Here is a 19,527-nt window from a genome sequence, read left to right as displayed (position 1 = left end):
ATGGGGCTTCCGCGGAGGCCCCATTTTATTTAAAAGACTACTTCAATGCTCCGTAGTTCAATTTATCCATACCTTTTTGCAGCTCTGATAAAGAGAAATGCTGCCCTCTTAATTCTACGCTATATCTATCCTTTTCAATAAATCCGATAGCAGAAGTATAGTAGTCCTGCGTTCCATCATTTTCCTTTACCTCCTCTGTCTTTGCACGTTTACCATTGAATTCGTGAGTCTTCTCCACTCTATTCCCGCTTTCGCTCTCGTTATCCATCTGGTAGCCCATTGCTATTAACGATATAATACCTGAGCCCAATTCACCGGCCCCATCCATCAGCTTGACAGTGATTTCCTTACCATTCTCGTCTGCATAGGTTGCATTTCCCGTAGCTACATTTCCAAACATCTCATTATTGCCAACCGAGATACTCGTTCTTTTAAGTCCTTCCAAAGTCTCTGGGAAAAAGGCCTTGAGTTCATCGTTAGTCAAAGATGTCAAGCCTTTTAACTTCCCTTGCATCTCTTCCATCTTATTGGCACCATCTTTCAAATTATCCAGGTTTTTTACTCCGGATATCACATCTGAGATTCCTCCGCTTTCTTCTGTCGTTGATTCTCCGCTATCATTGCTTTTATTGCCGCCGCAGGCAGATAATAAGAAAATGGACGTTGCCAACACAGGTACGAATTTGAAATAGATTTTCATAATTGTCTTTTTTTAAACAAACTTATATAAAGTTTCTTTCATATAAAAGTATAATGGAGTCACTTACATCGCCGAGATCATCAAACCCTATTCGTCCATGAGGTCTATCAGATTAATAGCGCTTAACTGTGGAAAATATTCCGCCTAAGATTTAAATATATCTTCCAGTCAAAAAAAAAGCCCTCTTATAAAAAGAGGGCTCTTAAAATATAACTTATGGAAAAGCTTATGCATCCATGTACTCTTCAATCGAGGGACAAGAACAGATTAATGTACGATCGCCCTGCGACTCATTGACGCGTCCTACCGAAGGCCAGAACTTGCTCGCTTTCAAATATTCCAAAGGATAAGCTGCCGTCTGGCGACTGTATGGTCTATTCCACTCATCTGCTGTTACCACAGATGCTGTGTGAGGTGCATGCTTCAACACATTTTCGACCTGATCGATCGTTCCGGCTTCAATCGCAGCAATCTCTTGACGAATAGCAATCAACGCATCACAGAAACGATCTACCTCTGCCTTAGATTCAGACTCCGTAGGCTCTACCATCAACGTCCCTGCAACAGGAAACGAAACTGTTGGCGCATGGAATCCATAATCCATTAAACGCTTGGCAATATCCGCCACTTCAATACCTACTGACTTAAATCCACGGCAATCCAATATCATCTCGTGCGCACAACGACCGTTGATTCCAGAGTACAATACTGGATAGTGATTTTCCAGACGAGACTTAATATAGTTGGCATTCAAAATCGCCGTCTTTGTCGCATTGGTCAAGCCATTGGCACCCATCATAGCGATGTAAGCGTGTGAGATTACCAAGATAGATGCCGAACCAAATGGAGCGGCTGATACGGCATGTATGCCCTGCTCGCCAGAAGTCTCCACAACCTCATGATTGGGTAAGAACGGCACCAAATGCTTAGCCACACCGATAGGTCCCATACCGGGGCCACCTCCACCGTGAGGGATACAGAATGTCTTGTGAAGGTTCAAGTGACACACGTCAGCACCAATATGACCTGGGCTTGTCAGTCCAACTTGTGCATTCATATTTGCACCATCCATATACACTTGCCCCCCATTGGTATGAATGATTTCGCAAATCTCAATAATAGACTCTTCGAATACTCCGTGGGTAGATGGATAGGTCACCATCAAAGAGTTTAGGTTTGCGGCATGCTCTTCAGCTTTAGCCCTCAAATCTGCAACATCAATATTTCCGAATTCATCACACTTCACCACCACAACCTTAAGTCCAGCCATTGATGCAGATGCTGGGTTTGTTCCATGCGCAGATGCTGGAATCAAACAAATATTGCGCCCGTGATCTCCACGGCTTTCGTGATAAGCCCGAATCACCATCAGACCAGCATACTCTCCCTGCGCGCCAGAGTTCGGCTGAAAACTCATCTTCGCAAACCCTGTAATCTCAGACAGCCAATCATTAAGTTCGCCTATCAAATGCATGTAACCAGAAGTCTGATCGATAGGGGCAAATGGATGTAGACCACCAAACTGCGCCCATGTCACTGGTATCATCTCTGCAGTAGCATTTAGCTTCATCGTACATGAGCCCAATGGAATCATGGAGTGGCATAATGAAAGATCTTTTGCTTCCAGGGATTTAATATAACGTAGCATCTCGTGCTCCGAATGATAACTATTGAATATCGGGTGAGTCAGATAAGCACTTTCACGTTGCAATTCTGTTGGAATCGAAGACGTAATAGATTTCTCAATCGCATCAAAATCTACATCACTTACCGTTCTACCCTTAATCTTTGCAAATACTTTGGCAATGGTCTGCACATCTTCAAATGTGGTCGTCTCGTCAATAGAAATACTGACAATAGATCCTTTATAATTGAAGTTCATCTCGTGGTTCAATGCCTCTCCCTTCAAGGATCCAGCATGCTCCCCCAATTCAAACCTGACCGTATCAAAATAAGTTTCATTAAGTTGCACATATCCTAGAGACTGCACCGCAGCATCCAACACTTGAGCAAGGCCATTGATCCGCTCCGCAATACGCTTAATTCCCTGAGGACCATGATATACCGCATAAAATGATGCCATAATCGCCAACAAAGCTTGCGCTGTACAGATATTTGAAGAGGCTTTATCGCGACGTATATGTTGCTCCCGAGTTTGCAATGCCATACGAAGCGCATAGTTACCGTTGGAGTCAGACGTTACACCAATGATACGACCTGGGATATTACGCTTGTATGCATCCTTTGTAGCAAAAAAAGCAGCATGCGGACCACCAAAGCCCATAGGCACACCAAAGCGTTGCGAGTTACCCACGACGACATCAGCACCCCACTCGCCTGGAGGCGTCAATAAAGCCAAGCTCATTAAATCGGCCGCCACGCAGATAGTCATACCTTTAGCGTGTACAGCCTCTGCAAACGCTTTATAATCAATGATAGACCCATCGCCCAAGGGATATTGTAAGAAGACCGCAAACACGTCTTCCGTCAAGTTCTCTTCCGAAATCTCAGTCACCTTCAATTCTATACCAAAAGAGATTGCTCTCGTTCTTAGCACATCGATAGTTTGTGGGAAAGCCCTTTCAGACACCAAAAACGTATTCGCTGCTTTATTCTTACGTGCAGAATAAAGCATGAACATGCCCTCTGCCGCAGCAGTAGCTTCATCCAATAGCGATGCATTGGCGATTTCCAAGCCGGTAAAATCCGAAACAACCGTCTGAAAATTCAGTAACGCTTGAAGTCTTCCTTGTGCAATTTCAGCCTGATAAGGTGTATACTGTGTATACCATCCTGGATTTTCAAATACATTTCTTTGAATCACGCCTGGAAGAATCACATCATAGTATCCCTGACCGATATATGACTTAAATACTTTATTCTTCTCCGCGATTAGCTTGGCTCTTTTAAGATAGGCTGTCTCGCTTAGGGCTGCAGGAAGAGCTAGTGCTTTTTTTGCTCTGATTTGAGAAGGAACCGTTTGATCTATCAATTGATCAACAGAGTCAACACCTAAAGCTGACAACATCTCATTCACTTGAATCGGGCTAGGACCGTTGTGACGATTTTCGAATTTTTCTTGAAAATGTATTTTACTCATGGATGTAAAAATTACCGTCATTTGCCTTGGCTTATTCACTATGCGTTAAAGTCATAATCCTTTGCAAAACAGACGAATTTTGGATGCGCAAAGATACGTAATTTATAAGCCTAAAAAAAGGTCTTTTTAACTTGTGACAAGAGGAAAAGATACCGCTGTCAAAACAATCGGTTGTATTTCCTTGCTTCAGTAAAAATTTGCTTCTTCATTCTTACATTGTAACAAAAAGCAGTGCTCTAGCATAGCTTCGGCATTAGGGAATAACAAAATATCCCGCTCATAAATTAGCAATATGACAATATCCGCACCGAGAGTCGCTGGTAAATTATTATATTTATAAAACATTCGTTCGTAGATTATTATCTCCGCCTTGATAGTTTTTTAGGAGAAATGTTAAGAATCCAATCACCGCTTTGCGGTCCGCTGACTTAGGAATTGCCGTCGGCTAGGCCCCCTAGCTCGACCCATGAAAATACATGTGACGCCAAAAGAGACAGACGTAAAGAACAACAAACAAGAAGATGAAACAAACCACAGACACCATCCTAATGATTCGCCCCTGCTCTTTCCGAAAGAACGAACAGACCTCCATTAACAACTACTTCCAAAATGAAATTCAAGGCTGGTCCAATGAACAGATCAATGAGGCGGCGCAACAAGAGTTTGACGATTTTGTGCATCTACTACAGCTTCACAATATTAACGTAATTGTGGTCCAAGACTACGGTCAAGAAGATACACCCGACAGCATTTTCCCAAATAATTGGATCTCTTTCCATGAGGACGGAAAAATTGTACACTACCCTATGTTTGCGCCTAATCGACGCCTCGAGCGCAAGTTAGATCTCCAAACACCTTTAAAAAAGGCATTCTTTCATATGACAGATATCTGGGACTTAACTGAGGCCGAAGAACGCCAAGAGTTTTTAGAGGGTACAGGCAGTCTCGTCTTAGACCGTGAGCATCGGAAGGCATATTGCTCATTATCTCCTCGGACCAATAGCGGGTTGGTACATCACTTTTGCCTAGAGATGGGGTATACGCCCATCCTATTCGAATCCTTCCAATCAGTAGGGGACATACGCCTGCCCATCTACCACAGCAATGTCATGATGACCATCGGCAATCACTTTGCCATCCTATGCGCTGACGCAATAGACAACAATATGCAGCGCAAGCTTGTGATAGACCATCTACACCAAGACAACAAGGAGATTGTCTTCATCACCGAGCAGCAAGCTGCCCAATTTGCAGGGAATGTGCTTCAGGTCCTATCTCGAACAGGAGATGCTGCCATCGTTATGAGCGACCAGGCCTACCACAGCCTTTTGCCCATCCAGATTGATATGCTTGCACAGTATGGCACCTTGCTCAAAAGCCCATTAGATGTTATAGAAACCTGTGGTGGCGGAAGCGCAAGATGTATGATGGCAGAAGTATTTCTGCCTAATACAAAATACTGAATTTGAAATCTAATGGGTTAAAATGCTTATAAAGTTCTTCAAACAAGTCGTCTCCATATTTGACATATAGAAGCGCAAAATTCTCGGTCCGTTCCTGCAAGCCCCCACCCGGGAACAGCTTTTCCTTGACGCGCTCTAGCTGGGTAAGAGCTTCTCCATGGTTTCGCTTTTCTGCTTTTAAAAGCTTCTTCTCCAAATTTTTAATCGCTTTTTTCAATCTAGCTTTGACGGCATCTGTACTCGGGCCTAAGCTTGGGTCAATCTTGTGCGCCCTCAATTTGATTTTACCGAAGATAGCATTCAACTCCATCCACTCATCGTTTAGATTCAAGCGATGCTTTGTCTGCCGTCGAACATAATCGTTTTTCAAGGTCAGGATCGGCTTGAATATACTTTTGAAAGTCAAGTCCAAACGGTATATTTTCCCAGCAATCGTATCATCCGTGATCATAGCCGAATTTCGTGGAACAAGGATTGGAAAATCAATACCATATTGATCGAAATTTGCTTTAAGCTGTAGCCAATATACAATCTCAGCTCCACCTCCAATATAGGCCAAATTGGGAAGAATCACTTCCTCATACATCGGTCGCATGACCACGTTGGGACTGAATCGCTCTGGGTGCGCATCGATCTCCTGCAAAAGCTCCTCCTCTGTAAAATATAGCCCCTGATGCAATACTTCATAGCGTCCGTCATCAGTTCTTACAATACGTTCCCTAAAAGAGTCTGTTAAATAGAAAAAGTTGATTTCGCGAGATTGTACTTGTGCAGAAAAGCCCAGCTTCTCAAGGTTATCGGAAGTCCGTTGAATAGCCGAGTAGCTCTTTTCTCCCAAGATATCCTCTTTGATAATAGGTTTAAAAACTTCCTTAAAAGCCGCCCTGTCAGCATCGATGATGACAAGCCCATACTCTTGGAACAAACTATGCACAAATGCACGAGTAGCATCCGCCAAATTGCCGAACTTCAGGTAAGCCCCATCCACCTTGGCATTTAGCTTACAAGAATTGTCGGACAAACCTAAGATTGCTTTATACTGTTTGACCGCATCATCTATTGAAGATGTGTCCATACGCCCCGTTGCTGACACGGTGGGGGTATCCCAAGCAATCTTTTTCCCGAATACTCGAGTATGATTGATTTCCTCAAAATCGTGGTCTTCAGTCGCCATCCAATAAACAGGAACAAAATTCTTATCTGGATAGGCCTTTTTAAGATCCGCAGCCAATCGAATAGCCGTCATAATCTTGAAAATAAAATACAGGGGTCCCGTAAAAATATTAAGCTGATGCCCCGTCGTGACGGTATAGGTGTTTTCGCTCAGCAGGATCGACAGATTGCTGCTTACCGCTGTGCTTTCAGGTAATAGATCGCCGTATTGTTCTCGCAACTGATCAACCAATAAAGCCCGGTATTTAAATCCATTCTTTTGATCGATCTGTTTCCCAAAGCCTTCCAGATTGGGCTTATTTCCATAGAATTCTTGGAGTTCGGGGTTATTCTCTAAATAAGCAATGAGTGTCTTCGAAAAACTATTGGTATCTCGGTAATCTATATAAGTTGCTTTCATTCCAGCTAATTCTGTTAAGGGTATTTACCTTTGAAGTGCAAACCAATGATGGCTTCCAACAAAAATAGAAAATTAGCCGGAATGATGTTGATTTCAGATATTATTTGACAATAGTCCCATAAAGATCAAAATCTTCTGCACGATCCACTTTCACATTTACGAAGTCTCCAATCCGTGCATAGGTATTCTTAGCAGCGATCAATACCTCATTGTCGACTTCTGGAGAGTCGAATTCAGTACGTCCCACAAAATAATCGCCATCCACCTTATCAATCAACACCTTAAATGTCTTACCAACTTTCTCTTGATTGATTTCGTAAGATATCCCCTGCTGCACCTCCATGATTTGTTCAACCCTTGACTCCTTTACCTCATCCGCAACATTATCCTCCAATGAATAAGCATGGGTCTTCTCTTCATGCGAGTATGTGAAGCACCCTAGCCTATCGAAACGAGTCTCTTCTACCCATTCCAACATTTCCTGAAAATCGGCTTCTGTCTCTCCGGGATAGCCACAAATCAAAGTTGTTCGCAAAGCAATATCGGGCACTTTATCACGAATTTGATTGACCAAATCTATCTGCTTCTGTTTAGTGGTACCTCTACGCATAGATTTAAGCATATTATCCGAAATATGCTGAAGAGGCATATCCAGATAGTTGCAAATATTGGAGCGCTCGGACATTGCTTCTAGGATATCCATCGGGAATCCCGAAGGATAAGCATATTGTAAACGTATCCAATCCACACCATCTACGTCAGATAGATGACGGAGCAGATCCGAAAGATTACGTTTGCCATATATATCCAACCCATAGTAGGTCAAATCCTGCGCAATTAGAATAAGCTCCTTTGTTCCATTCGAAGCTAAGTATTTAGCCTCTTTGACCAAATCCTCAATAGACTTCGAGACATGCTTGCCCCGCATCAGCGGAATCGCGCAAAACGAACACGGGCGATTACATCCCTCTGCAATCTTAAAATAAGAAAAGTGTGAGGGCGTAGACAACATGCGCTCACCTACCAATTCATGGCGATAGTCCGCTCCGATAGTAGATAGCAATTCCGGAAGGTCATTCGTTCCGAAATACGCGTCTACATTTGGGATTTCAGCTTGCAACTCCGGTTTATATCGCTCCGATAAGCACCCTGTTACAATAACCTTGTTGATTTTCCCTTGTTCCTTCAATTCACTATACTGAAGGATTGTATCTATTGATTCCTGCTTAGCATTATCGATAAATCCACAAGTATTGATAACGACGATATCATTATCCTGAATATTAGAAGCCTCGTGAACGACCTCCATTTGATTGCCTTTTAATTGGCCCATCAATACCTCACTGTCATGAATGTTCTTTGAACATCCCAACGTCACCACATTCACTCTTGGTTGCTGCTTCTTTTCAGCAGGCTTTACAAATTTTGTCTTCATATTACATTGCAGAACCTTTAAACAAGGAGTCTACAAACTCTTTTTTATTGAATAATTGTAAATCGTTAATCTTCTCGCCTACCCCGATGTATTTAACAGGAATCTTGAACTGGTCTGAAATACCAATCACTACCCCTCCCTTTGCTGTTCCATCAAGCTTGGTCAATGCCAAAGCGTTCACATCAGTAGCTTGTGTAAACTGCGTACATTGTTCGATTGCATTTTGTCCTGTTGACGCGTCGAGCACCAACAAAATCTCATGAGGAGCGCCTGGGATTACCTTCTGCATCACATTTTTGATCTTACCCAGCTCATTCATCAACCCCACTTTATTATGAAGGCGTCCTGCGGTATCAATGATAGCGACATCATCTCCATTAGCTACTGCCGATTTGATCGTGTCAAAAGCTACTGAAGCAGGGTCAGACCCCATCGGCTGTGCAACGACCCTCACCCCGACACGCTCACCCCACAACTGCAATTGATCAACCGCCGCCGCTCGAAAAGTATCTGCGGCACCCAACACCACCTTATTTCCTGCTGCCTTAAGTTGGTGAGCCAGCTTACCGATCGTCGTGGTCTTCCCAACTCCATTAACACCTACCACCATAATCACATACGGCCTATGGTTTCCATATTCGAAATTTTCGAAGTCTGCGCTATTATTCTCCGCCAATAACGCCTGTATTTCCTCTTTGAGGATGCTGTTTAATTCAGACGTATTGATATACTTATCTCTTGCTACACGTGCCTGTATGCGATCAATAATCTTCAACGTTGTACTCACTCCCACATCCGATGTCACCAAAATCTCTTCTAGCTCATCCAGGACATCATCATCCACAGTGGTCTTTCCAACTACTGCTTTTGTAATTTTTGAGAAAAAACCCTCTTTAGTCTTTTCCAACCCTTTGTCCAAAGCTTCTTGAGCTTCAGGAGTGTCTTGCTTCTTTTTGAAAAAATCAAATAATCCCATAGATATGCTAAGCGAAACCGTGTAATATTTAAGATGATACGTCTATTGGATAAATCGATTCGGAAAAATAGATTTACCAATCAAACTTAGATAAATTTGTGTTGAATTGCAAGTTCGCCCGTCCGCATATGCTTTCCCCTACATCCCATTTTTACTCGTTGCACATGCTATTGGATTTTCAACAAACAGGAATCCCTGCGGTTGCAAATCTAAGGCTCCAACAACTCCAACCGTCCCTATTACATCCCGTATAGGCCCGCTTGATAATCGTTGAAATTAAAAAAACGGACTTACCTATGCTTCTTTGTGTTTAATCACGGGTCTTTTTTAAAAGACGCTAAAACCAAACCTAATAGACGACAATCTATTATAAGACACGGTAGAAATCCGATATAATCAAAAAAGCCCTTTCGGCAATATACCAAAACGGCTTTTTAGAATTTTTTAAAGAAAAACTTTAAAAAAGGAATATTTTACAGTTTCGTCTTATTTAGATGCTGCAGCTAATGCATCTTTCACTTTATCATTGTGAATCATGCTCTCTTTGAAAGTGTAAGCTCCAGTTTTTGCAGAACGAGAAGTAATAATAACCTTTGTAAATTCTTTACCGCCACCTTTTTGTAACGATGCAACTGCTTTCTTTGCCATGTTTTTATATTTTTAACCCAAAGATTTCAAAAGAAAACCCGGGTAATGATTATTTAATTTCCTTGTGAACAGTAACTTTTCTCAATACTGGATTGAATTTTTTCAATTCAAGACGCTCAGTTGTGTTCTTTTTGTTTTTTGTCGTGATATAACGAGACATTCCCGGAAGACCACTTTCTTTGTGCTCAGTACATTCTAAGATTACTTGTACTCTATTTCCTTTTTTAGCCATTGTTTTACTTTATTTTATATCCGTTAGCACCGGATTGAATTTCAGAATATTTAATGCAACAGGCAACCAATCTAATTAAATAGATCCGTTTTTAATAAATTTATTAATGGCAGCTGTAATGCCGTTCTTGTTGATAGTTTTGATTGCGGAAGTTGAAACTTTTAACGTAATCCAACGATTTTCCTCTGGAATGAAGAAACGCTTTGTTTGAAGGTTTGGATAAAATTTACGTTTGGTTTTTGCGTTCGAATTAGATACGCGGTAACCGTTTAATGCCGTCTTGCCTGTTAAATCACAAATTCTTGACATGATATCTGATTTTTATTGTTGTCTGTAATTACTAATATGTCTTTTCGCAAAGAGTTTGCAAATATCTATATTTCTTTTCGCAAATACAATACTTGAATCAGAATAATTTTAAAATTATCCGAGATAGATCTAGGGGATGCGCAAAAATAACTTTTTATTTCTAGTGAACTTCGTATCTTTAACCAAATAGTTTTCAACAATTCACAATGAACAAATATTTAAGAAGAGGGCTTTTACTATCCATATTGGGTATATTCATCGTTTATGGAGGCTATATAATGATGAACAGTGAAATCAAGCTATATAAAGTAGCCATGATTTTGGGTGTGCTCGTATTCAGTTGGGGATTTGTAACAATCGTATATAGCCTTATCCGGAAAATAGAAAGGAAAAGTATAATAGACGCTAGGCACGAAGAAGAAGAAAAGGAAAATCGATAACAGTCGGTATCTTTGCCGTATCGACCGTTTAATCGAACACTATGCTCCATAAGACAAAAGGTATTGCACTAAAGCTCACAAACTACTCCGAAAGCAGTGTCGTCATTCAAATATACACCGAAAGCTTCGGCCTGCAGTCATATTTGGTTAATGGTGCAAAAAAACCAAGGGCAAAGATTCGAGCCAACATCTTCCAACCCCTTCACCTCCTAGACCTTATTGTCTACCATAAAGACAACGGCAATCTGAATCGGATAGCTGAGGCGACGCAATCTCCCCCACTTCTACACTTACCCTACGATATTGTAAAAAGCTCCATTGCTATCTTTCTAAATGAGGTTCTTTACAAATCCTTGAAACAACAGCAACACGACGGCTTTCTATTTAATTTCATCTTTCAGTCTATCCGATACCTAGACGAAACTAATCACAATTTGGCCAATTTTCATCTCGTTTTCTTAATTAAGCTAAGTATGTTCTTGGGTTTTCTACCGCAGTTGAGAAAAACCGTACTTCCCTACTTTGACCTTAGAGAGGGGACTTTCACCAGCATGCTTCCTGCGCACTCCAATGTATTGCAACAGCCTCATACCGATATCTTTCATCAACTCATTGGTGCTACCTACGAAACTGCAGCAGCAATTAAGATAAATAAAGACGATCGTGCAGTATTACTGGATAAAGTGTTGGACTTTTATAACATCCATGTTTCCAATTTTGGGGAAATAAACTCCATCTATATTTTGGAGGAAGTTTTTAGAGCATAGGTGTTCCTATGTATGCTAGTTCAATCTCAATTGAAAGAATCTAGCCAAAAAAAAGCCGGCTTTCTGCTTGGAAACCCGGCCCTTTTACAATAAATATATCTTGAATCTATAGACTAGATAACTTTTACATTTACCGCATTAAGACCTTTACGGCCTTGTTCTACTTCGTAAGAAACGTTGTCATTTTCACGAATTTTGTCAATTAATCCTGTAACGTGAACAAAGATTTCTCCTTCACCAGAATTTGGAACGATGAAACCGAAACCTTTGGCTTCATTAAAGAATTTTACTACTCCTTCTTGCATTGTTAATATTTTTTTAATTTCATAAAGATATTTATAATTATTTAAAAACCATAAAAAAAATCATTAAACTTATTTGCCCTGCCGTCGTCTATAATCAACAATGAACATAAAAATGGTCGGGTTTTTGACTATATATTTGCACTAAAACAATAGACATGAAGAAAATTATTTTGAGCATTTTAATCTTAGGAATGATGGGTACAACCTATGCACAACAACAAATTGCGGATAATCTGCGCAAGGTATCGACAAAAGGGAAGGCGGAAAGAGAGGTGACGCCTGACATCATACACCTTTCTGTGTCTCTAAGAGAATATTACCTAGAAGGTAACACCAAGAAAAAAGTCACCATCGAAACTTTGGAAAAACAACTGTATGACGCAGCTTTGGCCAATGGCATCAAAAAAGAAGACTTTACCATTCAAAATATCTGGAGTTACAACCCTAATGACAGTAAGAAAAAGAAAAATTCAGAACTGCTACAGTCCCGTCAATACACCCTCAAAGTCACTGATCTTTCCAAATTAAACACACTCTTTGACGATGTAGACCCCAAAGGACTTCAAAATACCGCTATCAATGAATATGATTATTCTGATAAAAAAGAACTCGAAAAACAACTAAAAGTGGAGGCGGTCAACGATGCCAAAATCAATGCAACGATACTGGCATCGGCAGCAGGAGACAAAGTGGGTAAAGCCTTGGTCATTAATGACAATACAAATTTCAACTTCAACAACTTTGTGCCAAATGTTCGCGCTATGGCGTTCAAATCTGCTGATGCAATGGGTGGTGCAGCAGAGCAAGAAAGTCTAGATATCGACATCAAACCAATCAAGATATACTGCGAGATTGATATCGTATTCGAATTGCTATAATCATGAAAAAGACGCTCGGTCCCGAACAGAAGAGAATGCAAATCGACCAAGACTTTAAATGGGTCGAAAAGGTTTCTTGGTTAATGGACAATCAATTCCAAGTTGGAAATGCTCGATTTGGTCTTGATCCGTTATTAAATCTCATCCCTTTTGGAGGGAGCGTCGTTACTTTTTCCACCTCCCTCGTCTTAGTATTCGTGATGTGGCGCAATGGTGTAAGCTCCAAGGCTGTCGTCAAAATGCTAATTAACGTCATGGTGGACACCATACTAGGGGCAATCCCTTTCTTAGGCAACATCTTTGATTTCTTCAACAAAGCCAATCAAAAAAATGTAAAGATTTTAAAAGAACACTATTACGATGGTAAACACCAAGGCTCCGGAATATGGTTATTATTACTTGTGCTGGGCATCTTAATACTTATCTGTATACTCATGGTATATCTTTTATGGGTAGCTACAGCTTGGTTTTTTAGTCTTCTTTTCTAAAAAAGATCTTTCCCTTAAAATAGCGTTAAACACAAAGTTTAACGCTATTTTTGTTTCCATCAAGGTTCTCGTCGATCACGAAGTAAGTATACATACATGAAAAACAAAAACAGATATATTGCGCTAGTTCTTCTCGCTATCATTGGCACAGCAATACTCACTAATCCTCCTCGTGAAAAACACGAACAAATGATTGCAGACAAAGCCAAGCAACTCCTAAAAGAACAATTGCGCTATGAACATCAAGAGGCTATCGAATTTGGCATGCAACTCTTTGGCGACCAGCTCGTCAAACGATTCATGAAAGATAATGTTCGAATTGACAACTACTACCTATTTTCTACCACTAGAGTCCGTTGGCAGAGTCAAGAAGCTGTCATCGGTATTGGAGCATTTGGCAACATCTGGTTCAGTAGTAAGGTCGACGAAAAAATTACCGAAGTCATATCTGTACTCAAAAAAATATAACATTCACATGTTAGATATTCTCTATCAAGATGCGGAAATCGTAGCCATCAATAAGCCCCACGGATTACTGGTCCACCAATCTCCCATAGCCCGCGACGCTGATGTATTTGCTTTACAGCTCCTCCGGGACCAACTCCATCAAAAAGTATATCCTGCCCATCGCTTGGATAGAAAAACGGGCGGGATCCTCCTTTTCTCCTTAACCAAAGAGATGGATCGCGCGCTGCAGTCACTTTTTCAAAACCGGGAAATGGACAAGTCTTACCTAACAATTGTCAGAGGATTTACCCAAGATAGCGGCGAGATAGACTATCCTCTAAAAAAAGAAAATGGTGAAGAACAAGATGCACTGACCCTGTTTAGTACCCTGTCCCAGGTCGAAGTCGACATCCCCTCCGGTAAATTTGAAACCTCCAGATACTCACTAGTCGAAGCCAACCCAGAGACAGGACGTATGCATCAATTGAGAAAACACTTTGCACACATCTTCCATCCTATCCTAGGCGATAGACCACATGGGTGCAACAAACAAAACAAACTCTGGAAAGATAGATTTGGGATGGATACTATGATGCTGCATGCCTCCCGTCTGGCCTTTATTCACCCGAGCAGTGGTCAACAGGTTACCATCGAAGCCCCGCTACTTCCCGAGTTTGAGCGAGTTATTTCCATTCTAAAGTTTCCCAAATAGAATCCCGTCATGAATAGTTTTTTATTAGAGATTTTTTGTAGAATTATGGGTATCAGCGCCGCATCGGGACTGGTACATCACCAATCACATCTGTATTTAATAGCAGACAACAGTCAGTACATCTATGACTATGATATCAATGCTCGAACACTTAACAAACATCCACTAGTCAAGTCTCCAAATATTAGTGAAACCAATGCGAAAAAGGACAAATTGGATCTCGAAGCCATCGGTATGCATCAAGACACCCTATTTCTCTTCGGTTCTGGTTCGACAACGAAGCGGAATACCCTTTTGCGCGTGGCCTATACGGCTGACTTCCAAACCGAGCAACAAGACCTGTACGAATGTTATCAACGGTTACAAAAAGAAGCACAAATATCTGCCGAAGACTTTAATATTGAAGGAGCGATTATTACCTCAGAACGAATACTTCTCTTCAACAGGGGAAATGGCCCTGCCAAGAAGAATGTGGTCTTTGAAATCATCGGTTCGGACCTTAGTGGTACCATACGCTGGAAGGAAGTCCCTCTTCCTAAGATAAAAACAATCGAAACAGGTTTTACCGATGCAATCCTGCATGCTGGTCGCATCTACTTTATTGCAGCTGCGGAAGATGCTAATTCGACATACTTAGACGGCGAAATTGGCGGCTCCATCTTCGGCATAATGGATGCAGAGAGCTTTGACATCGTTCAAACTATGGAAATATCTCAAACGCATAAGATGGAAGGCATTACCTTTTTGGAAGAAGATGAAAAGTCAATCCAATTCCTCCTATGCGAAGATAGAGACGAAGACAATAAACAGACCGTCATCAGCAAACTCACCATATCTAAATAGACATTCGTTTAAAAACTCTTTATTCCCTTTTTTAATGGGTTTAATTTATAAATTTGTACAGGAATTAAACTTGACTATTTATGAGTAAAAATACGGCTCTTACCGAGCATCACATTGCATTAGGAGCAAAAATGGTCCCTTTTGCAGGTTTCAATATGCCTGTACAATATTCGGGGATCAATGACGAACATGAGACTGTACGCAAAGGCGTGGGAGTATTTGACGTAAGCCATATGGGTGAATTCATCGTAAAAGGTGAAGGAGCATTAGCCCTATTGCAGAAGGTCTCTTCTAATGACGTATCAAAATTATACGATGGAAAAGTTCAATACGCATATCTTCCCAATGAAGATGGTGGTATCGTAGATGACTTCCTAACCTACCGCATAGATGAAAACACTTACTTTCTAGTCGTCAATGCTTCCAATATCGAAAAAGATTGGCAATGGATAAGCAAGTACAATACTGCCGGAGTAGAGATGAAGAACATTTCCGACCAGACATCTCTATTTGCCGTCCAAGGTCCTAAAGCAGCTGAGGCTCTACAAGCATTAACAGATATTGAACTAGCTCCTATGGAATATTATACTTTTGCCAAAGGAACATTCGCTGGTGTCGAGAATGTATTGATTTCGGCCACAGGCTATACTGGTGCCGGAGGCTTTGAGATTTACGTTGCCAACGAAGATGCACAAAAAGTATGGGATGCCATATTTGAAGCCGGTGCTTCATTCGGAATCAAGCCAATTGGACTTGGGGCCCGTGACACACTTCGCCTAGAAATGGGATTCTGCTTATATGGGAATGACATTGACGATACGACATCACCACTAGCAGCGGGACTAGGCTGGGTTACTAAATTCACCAAAGACTTTGTAAACTCAGCAAACCTAAAAGCCCAAAAGGAAGCAGGTGTACCTCAAAAAATAGTCGGTTTTGAGATGATTGATAGAGGAATAGCTCGTCATGATTATCAAATTGTAGATGATGCAGGAGAGGTTATTGGACGAGTAACATCGGGAACTCAATCTCCCTCACTCAAAAAATCCATTGGACTAGGCTATGTAAATAATGCGTTCACCAAAGAAGGTACAGAGTTTTTTATTCTCATCCGCAATCAAAAAGTAAGAGCAAAAGTTACCAAACCACCTTTTGTAAAATAATATAAAAAAAGGGCTTAACGCAAGTTAAGCCCTTTTTTGTGTTCCTTTAGGTGATGTCTTCACTCCCCTTTTCTCCGCATCCTTATCCCTTATGACCGATTTAATTTTCTTGCTGAGTACTACCTTAAGATAGATAAGTACCACCAAAAAAGCGATACCCAAACCAGCCGTCAACATATTTCCTGAACGATAACCTTCGAAGCCACTATATGCCAAGAAAACGATCGCAAGGTTCAATACGATATTGAGAATAAAATATTTTGTCATGTTCAATTATTTTTTTCCGATTACTCTTTCCCGCAGTAGATAAAAATAAATTAATCCACCAATTACATTCAAAAAAACGACCAACAGCAGCATCCCGAGCCGTTCTCCATTGCTGATTCGGACAGAAATCATAATCTCCCTTAAGACCAAAACTACCCATAGTAAGGAAAGCAACAGCGAGATGCTCATCAAAATGGGAAATATCCCAATTTGGAATACCTTAGAAAGCAAGGTCGCACAATAAAAAGCAAGGCTAAACAAAAAAGCTTGTTTAGTTTGATGCTGTAGATTGTTCATGTATCTAGTAAACGTCCAATTCGGGATCGATTTCCTCTTTCCAGGCCAATATACCACCTTGCAGATTTGCCAGATTATCAAACCCTTGCTGCTCTAATACCATAACAGCCTGCGCACTGCGCTTTCCACTTCTACATTGCACGATTACCGGTTTATCTTTTGCAATCTTGTCGGATTCGATAAGAATTCCCGACAACGGAATATTAAGCCCGCCCAAATTAGAAACCTCATACTCAAATGTCTCCCGGACGTCAATAAGCTGAAAATCCTCGTTGTTATCCATTTTTTGCTTTAATTCAGCAACACTAACTTCTTTCATTTTCTTTCGTTATTATACATCAAACTTAGATAAAATGCTTTGCATTCACAAACCGAACATGCGCTAGCTATACATCCCAACAGCAATCCGTACAGAGACACATTATTCATCAACGAAAGCTTATCATTTGCAAAATGAATCCACTCCATCCGAAAAAAACCAAAAATACCTTCCTCTGTTGCTCTTGCAATCCCATCCTCTTACAATACATGGTCTTTTGGAGACAATCGAAACCTCTCTATAACCAAATAATACGTATCTTGTCCACATAAAATGTCCATATTATGAAGAGAATTGTGCCCTTTTTATGCGGTTTAGTGTCCTGCACTACCCTCACTTCTAATGCCCAAGACAACGGTACTATTAATGTAGACAAATCTTACATCACCACTATTCTACAAACGCTCGCCGCCGATGAGATGAGAGGGCGCTCCGCATTGTCTACAGATATTGAAAAGGCAGCAGACTACATTGCCAGCGAATTTCAAAACATTGGATTAACGCCTTATCAAGAGCAAAATTATAGACAGACCTTTCAAGTACAAAAAATAACTCCCACTACCCTATCCTTTAATAGCGGAGGGCAGCCAATTTCCGATGACAAACTGCTCGTCATCAGCCGCCAATCACAATTAGACTGGAATCAAACTTCTGGTATCCCATCCTTGGAGATTCCCGAGGGGGCAAACTTTTCTGAGGAGTTTCGTAAAATTGTCCAAGGTTCATATAAACAAGCAATTGTCATGGTCCATCCTTCCTTTGCCAATTATTTCACGCGTTTCAAAAAAATATACGGCAAAGAGAGTCTCGTCACCGTTGGAGATCCTATATCTACCAACAGCTTCGTTTTTATTTTAGACGAAGCCCCCGTCAAAGATTTTGAACTACATTTTAAAAACAACACAGAGACCGTCTCCCTTTTTAATATTGCCGGCATTCTTCCTGGCAAATCCAAAGCCAATGAATTTGTTATCTTCTCTGCCCATTATGACCATATCGGCATACTGGACGCCGAGGGGCAAGACTCTATCGCCAATGGAGCTGACGATGATGCCTCAGGTGTCACAGCGATGATTGCACTCGCCAAGCACTTCAAGCAAAAAGCAGATAACGAACGCACACTTCTATTCGTGGCCTTTACTGGAGAAGAAATCGGCATGTATGGTTCCACCTATTTTTCCAAAAAGATTAATCCAGAATCTGTCACAGCCATGATTAATATGGAAATGATTGGCAAAGATTCTAAGTTTGGTCCCAACACCATGTATATCACAGGATATGATCAATCCAATCTTGGTAGACTAATGCAAGAAAATCTAAAGGGTTCCAAATTTAAATTTTATGCCGATCCTTATCCCAAGCAAAATCTTTTCTATAGAAGTGACAATGCTGTCCTAGCCGCACAAGGGGTTCCTGCCCATTCATTCTCGACATCACAAATGGACCAAGACCATTACTATCATACTGTTAAAGATGAAGTTTCAACCTTGAATATAGACAATATTAAAGCGAGTATCGAAGCCATTGCTATTGGCACCACAGGTATTGTAATGGGAGTACAGACACCCAGTAGAGTAGAGAAATTAAGAGATTAACGTTCTTCTTCGATCCAAATGTAGGAACCACCAGTAAATGCTATTTTAAAAAAACCAGACTCCGTTGTTTCAAATAGCTGAGGCCCCAAAGGGGTTAGACCTGTCGTTTGAAGATTTGGAACAGAAGATATTAGGATGCGCTCACCCTTTGCTTTCCATTTTTCATATGGCGACTGCACAATTACAGCCCTTCGCCTGGCATCTAATACAACAATATCCAACAAATGAGAATATGATATAAGCAAGTCTTGATCGATAGCCCCAGCGATGATATTGACAGCTTTATGGTGATTTGCCACAAGATAGTCAAGTGCACCTTTTAGAAAGGAACTATCAATAGCGTGCAGCTTTGTATGGGCTTGTATATCGAGATCATAAATCGCCTCATGCAAAAACAAGACATCCACCTTAATCCCTCGACTTTCCAATGCATCGTAATCAGCATCACTCACGATAACGGTCGGGCTCCATTCCAACAGCTGTCCAAGAGACTCATCATCTATTCTATCCAATTGATGGACTACGAGTGCGGGTTCTTGATTTTCCCTAACAATATGGTGGGAGGACATC

Annotated in this window: 23 protein-coding genes; 10 read left to right on the top strand and 13 right to left on the bottom strand. The window is 41.0% G+C overall.

Features of this window, described 5'->3' with window-relative positions; genetic code table 11:
• Nucleotides 1-37: 37 nt before the first annotated feature.
• Together OQ289_RS00225 and gcvP are read right to left on the bottom strand one after the other, a co-directional pair.
• Complete coding sequence (locus tag OQ289_RS00225; RefSeq protein WP_270088880.1) at nt 38-700, bottom strand: hypothetical protein; 663 nt, start codon at nt 698-700, stop codon at nt 38-40.
• A 226-nt stretch (nt 701-926) separates the two neighbouring features.
• A complete protein-coding gene (gene gcvP / locus OQ289_RS00220) occupies nt 927-3,800 on the bottom strand; it encodes an aminomethyl-transferring glycine dehydrogenase (protein WP_270088879.1) in 2,874 nt (957 codons plus the stop codon).
• A gap of 521 nt (nt 3,801-4,321) precedes the next feature.
• On the opposite strand from gcvP, the gene ctlX reads away from it, so the two are divergent.
• Complete coding sequence (gene ctlX, locus OQ289_RS00215; RefSeq protein ID WP_270088878.1) at nt 4,322-5,263, top strand: citrulline utilization hydrolase CtlX; 942 nt, start codon at nt 4,322-4,324, stop codon at nt 5,261-5,263.
• Here the strand turns inward: ctlX and bshC are convergent.
• The 6 genes from bshC to rpmB form a co-directional block, all read right to left on the bottom strand.
• On the bottom strand, nt 5,247-6,836 hold the full coding sequence (bshC, locus tag OQ289_RS00210) for a bacillithiol biosynthesis cysteine-adding enzyme BshC (RefSeq protein WP_270088877.1): 1,590 nt from the start codon (nt 6,834-6,836) through the stop codon (nt 5,247-5,249). The two genes, ctlX and bshC, sit on opposite strands and share 17 nt — an antisense overlap.
• 100 nt (nt 6,837-6,936) lie before the next feature.
• Complete coding sequence (gene rimO, locus OQ289_RS00205; RefSeq protein ID WP_270088876.1) at nt 6,937-8,271, bottom strand: 30S ribosomal protein S12 methylthiotransferase RimO; 1,335 nt, start codon at nt 8,269-8,271, stop codon at nt 6,937-6,939.
• 1 nt (nt 8,272) lies between these two features.
• Nucleotides 8,273-9,247, bottom strand: a complete 975-nt coding sequence (ftsY, locus tag OQ289_RS00200; protein ID WP_033563805.1) for a signal recognition particle-docking protein FtsY — start codon at nt 9,245-9,247, stop codon at nt 8,273-8,275.
• 486 nt (nt 9,248-9,733) lie between these two features.
• Complete coding sequence (locus OQ289_RS00195; RefSeq protein WP_270088875.1) at nt 9,734-9,895, bottom strand: DUF4295 domain-containing protein; 162 nt, start codon at nt 9,893-9,895, stop codon at nt 9,734-9,736.
• Nucleotides 9,896-9,944: 49 nt separating this feature from the next.
• Nucleotides 9,945-10,127: a 50S ribosomal protein L33 gene (gene rpmG / locus OQ289_RS00190; RefSeq protein WP_002998409.1), complete on the bottom strand. Its 183-nt coding sequence runs from the start codon at nt 10,125-10,127 to the stop codon at nt 9,945-9,947.
• Nucleotides 10,128-10,202: 75 nt separating this feature from the next.
• The gene (rpmB, locus tag OQ289_RS00185; protein ID WP_033563806.1) at nt 10,203-10,436 is read right to left on the bottom strand and encodes a 50S ribosomal protein L28; all 234 of its coding nucleotides are present in this window, start codon (nt 10,434-10,436) and stop codon (nt 10,203-10,205) included.
• A gap of 206 nt (nt 10,437-10,642) precedes the next feature.
• Here rpmB and OQ289_RS00180 point away from each other — a divergent pair, with 206 nt between their 5' ends.
• Nucleotides 10,643-10,876 carry a DUF2614 family zinc ribbon-containing protein gene (locus OQ289_RS00180; protein ID WP_270088874.1) on the top strand — a complete coding sequence of 78 codons (234 nt, stop codon included), beginning with the start codon at nt 10,643-10,645 and terminating at the stop codon, nt 10,874-10,876.
• 41 nt (nt 10,877-10,917) lie between these two features.
• The gene (gene recO, locus OQ289_RS00175) at nt 10,918-11,643 is read left to right on the top strand and encodes a DNA repair protein RecO (protein WP_270088873.1); all 726 of its coding nucleotides are present in this window, start codon (nt 10,918-10,920) and stop codon (nt 11,641-11,643) included.
• Between the two features lie 113 nt (nt 11,644-11,756).
• Here the strand turns inward: recO and OQ289_RS00170 are convergent, their stop codons facing one another.
• Nucleotides 11,757-11,948, bottom strand: a complete 192-nt coding sequence (locus tag OQ289_RS00170; RefSeq protein WP_033563809.1) for a cold-shock protein — start codon at nt 11,946-11,948, stop codon at nt 11,757-11,759.
• Nucleotides 11,949-12,103: 155 nt separating this feature from the next.
• On the opposite strand from OQ289_RS00170, the gene OQ289_RS00165 reads away from it, so the two are divergent.
• From OQ289_RS00165 to gcvT, 6 genes are all read left to right on the top strand, one after another.
• A complete protein-coding gene (locus OQ289_RS00165) occupies nt 12,104-12,826 on the top strand; it encodes an SIMPL domain-containing protein (protein WP_270088872.1) in 723 nt (240 codons plus the stop codon).
• Nucleotides 12,827-12,828: 2 nt separating this feature from the next.
• Entirely contained in the window at nt 12,829-13,314 is a 486-nt protein-coding gene (locus OQ289_RS00160) for a DUF4112 domain-containing protein (RefSeq protein WP_270088871.1), read from the top strand.
• Between the two features lie 96 nt (nt 13,315-13,410).
• The gene (locus OQ289_RS00155; RefSeq protein ID WP_270088870.1) at nt 13,411-13,782 is read left to right on the top strand and encodes a DUF4359 domain-containing protein; all 372 of its coding nucleotides are present in this window, start codon (nt 13,411-13,413) and stop codon (nt 13,780-13,782) included.
• Between the two features lie 7 nt (nt 13,783-13,789).
• The gene (locus OQ289_RS00150) at nt 13,790-14,473 is read left to right on the top strand and encodes a pseudouridine synthase (protein ID WP_270088869.1); all 684 of its coding nucleotides are present in this window, start codon (nt 13,790-13,792) and stop codon (nt 14,471-14,473) included.
• Between the two features lie 9 nt (nt 14,474-14,482).
• Nucleotides 14,483-15,316, top strand: coding sequence for a DUF6929 family protein (locus OQ289_RS00145; protein ID WP_270088868.1), 834 nt, complete (start codon nt 14,483-14,485; stop codon nt 15,314-15,316).
• Between the two features lie 80 nt (nt 15,317-15,396).
• Nucleotides 15,397-16,479: a glycine cleavage system aminomethyltransferase GcvT gene (gcvT, locus tag OQ289_RS00140; RefSeq protein ID WP_270088867.1), complete on the top strand. Its 1,083-nt coding sequence runs from the start codon at nt 15,397-15,399 to the stop codon at nt 16,477-16,479.
• 24 nt (nt 16,480-16,503) lie between these two features.
• Here the strand turns inward: gcvT and OQ289_RS00135 are convergent, their stop codons facing one another.
• Genes OQ289_RS00135 through OQ289_RS00125 form a run of 3 tightly spaced genes read right to left on the bottom strand, consistent with a single transcriptional unit; the run spans nt 16,504 to nt 17,362 of the window.
• Nucleotides 16,504-16,746 (bottom strand): DUF6358 family protein, encoded by a 243-nt coding sequence (locus OQ289_RS00135; protein WP_270088866.1) that lies wholly within the window; start codon nt 16,744-16,746, stop codon nt 16,504-16,506.
• A gap of 6 nt (nt 16,747-16,752) precedes the next feature.
• The gene (locus OQ289_RS00130; RefSeq protein ID WP_270088865.1) at nt 16,753-17,043 is read right to left on the bottom strand and encodes a hypothetical protein; all 291 of its coding nucleotides are present in this window, start codon (nt 17,041-17,043) and stop codon (nt 16,753-16,755) included.
• 4 nt (nt 17,044-17,047) lie between these two features.
• Nucleotides 17,048-17,362, bottom strand: a complete 315-nt coding sequence (locus OQ289_RS00125; protein ID WP_270088864.1) for a rhodanese-like domain-containing protein — start codon at nt 17,360-17,362, stop codon at nt 17,048-17,050.
• A 284-nt stretch (nt 17,363-17,646) separates the two neighbouring features.
• On the opposite strand from OQ289_RS00125, the gene OQ289_RS00120 reads away from it, so the two are divergent.
• Nucleotides 17,647-18,957, top strand: coding sequence for a M28 family metallopeptidase (locus tag OQ289_RS00120; protein WP_270088863.1), 1,311 nt, complete (start codon nt 17,647-17,649; stop codon nt 18,955-18,957).
• On the opposite strand, the gene OQ289_RS00115 is transcribed toward OQ289_RS00120, so the two are convergent.
• A complete protein-coding gene (locus OQ289_RS00115; RefSeq protein WP_270088862.1) occupies nt 18,954-19,526 on the bottom strand; it encodes a thiamine diphosphokinase in 573 nt (190 codons plus the stop codon). The genes OQ289_RS00120 and OQ289_RS00115 overlap by 4 nt on opposite strands.
• Nucleotide 19,527 lies beyond the last annotated feature (1 nt).

This window comes from Sphingobacterium sp. SYP-B4668 (assembly GCF_027627455.1).
Taxonomy (GTDB): domain Bacteria; phylum Bacteroidota; class Bacteroidia; order Sphingobacteriales; family Sphingobacteriaceae; genus Sphingobacterium.
Note: the sequence above shows the minus strand (reverse complement) of the source record. Positions and strands in the feature narration are given on the sequence as shown.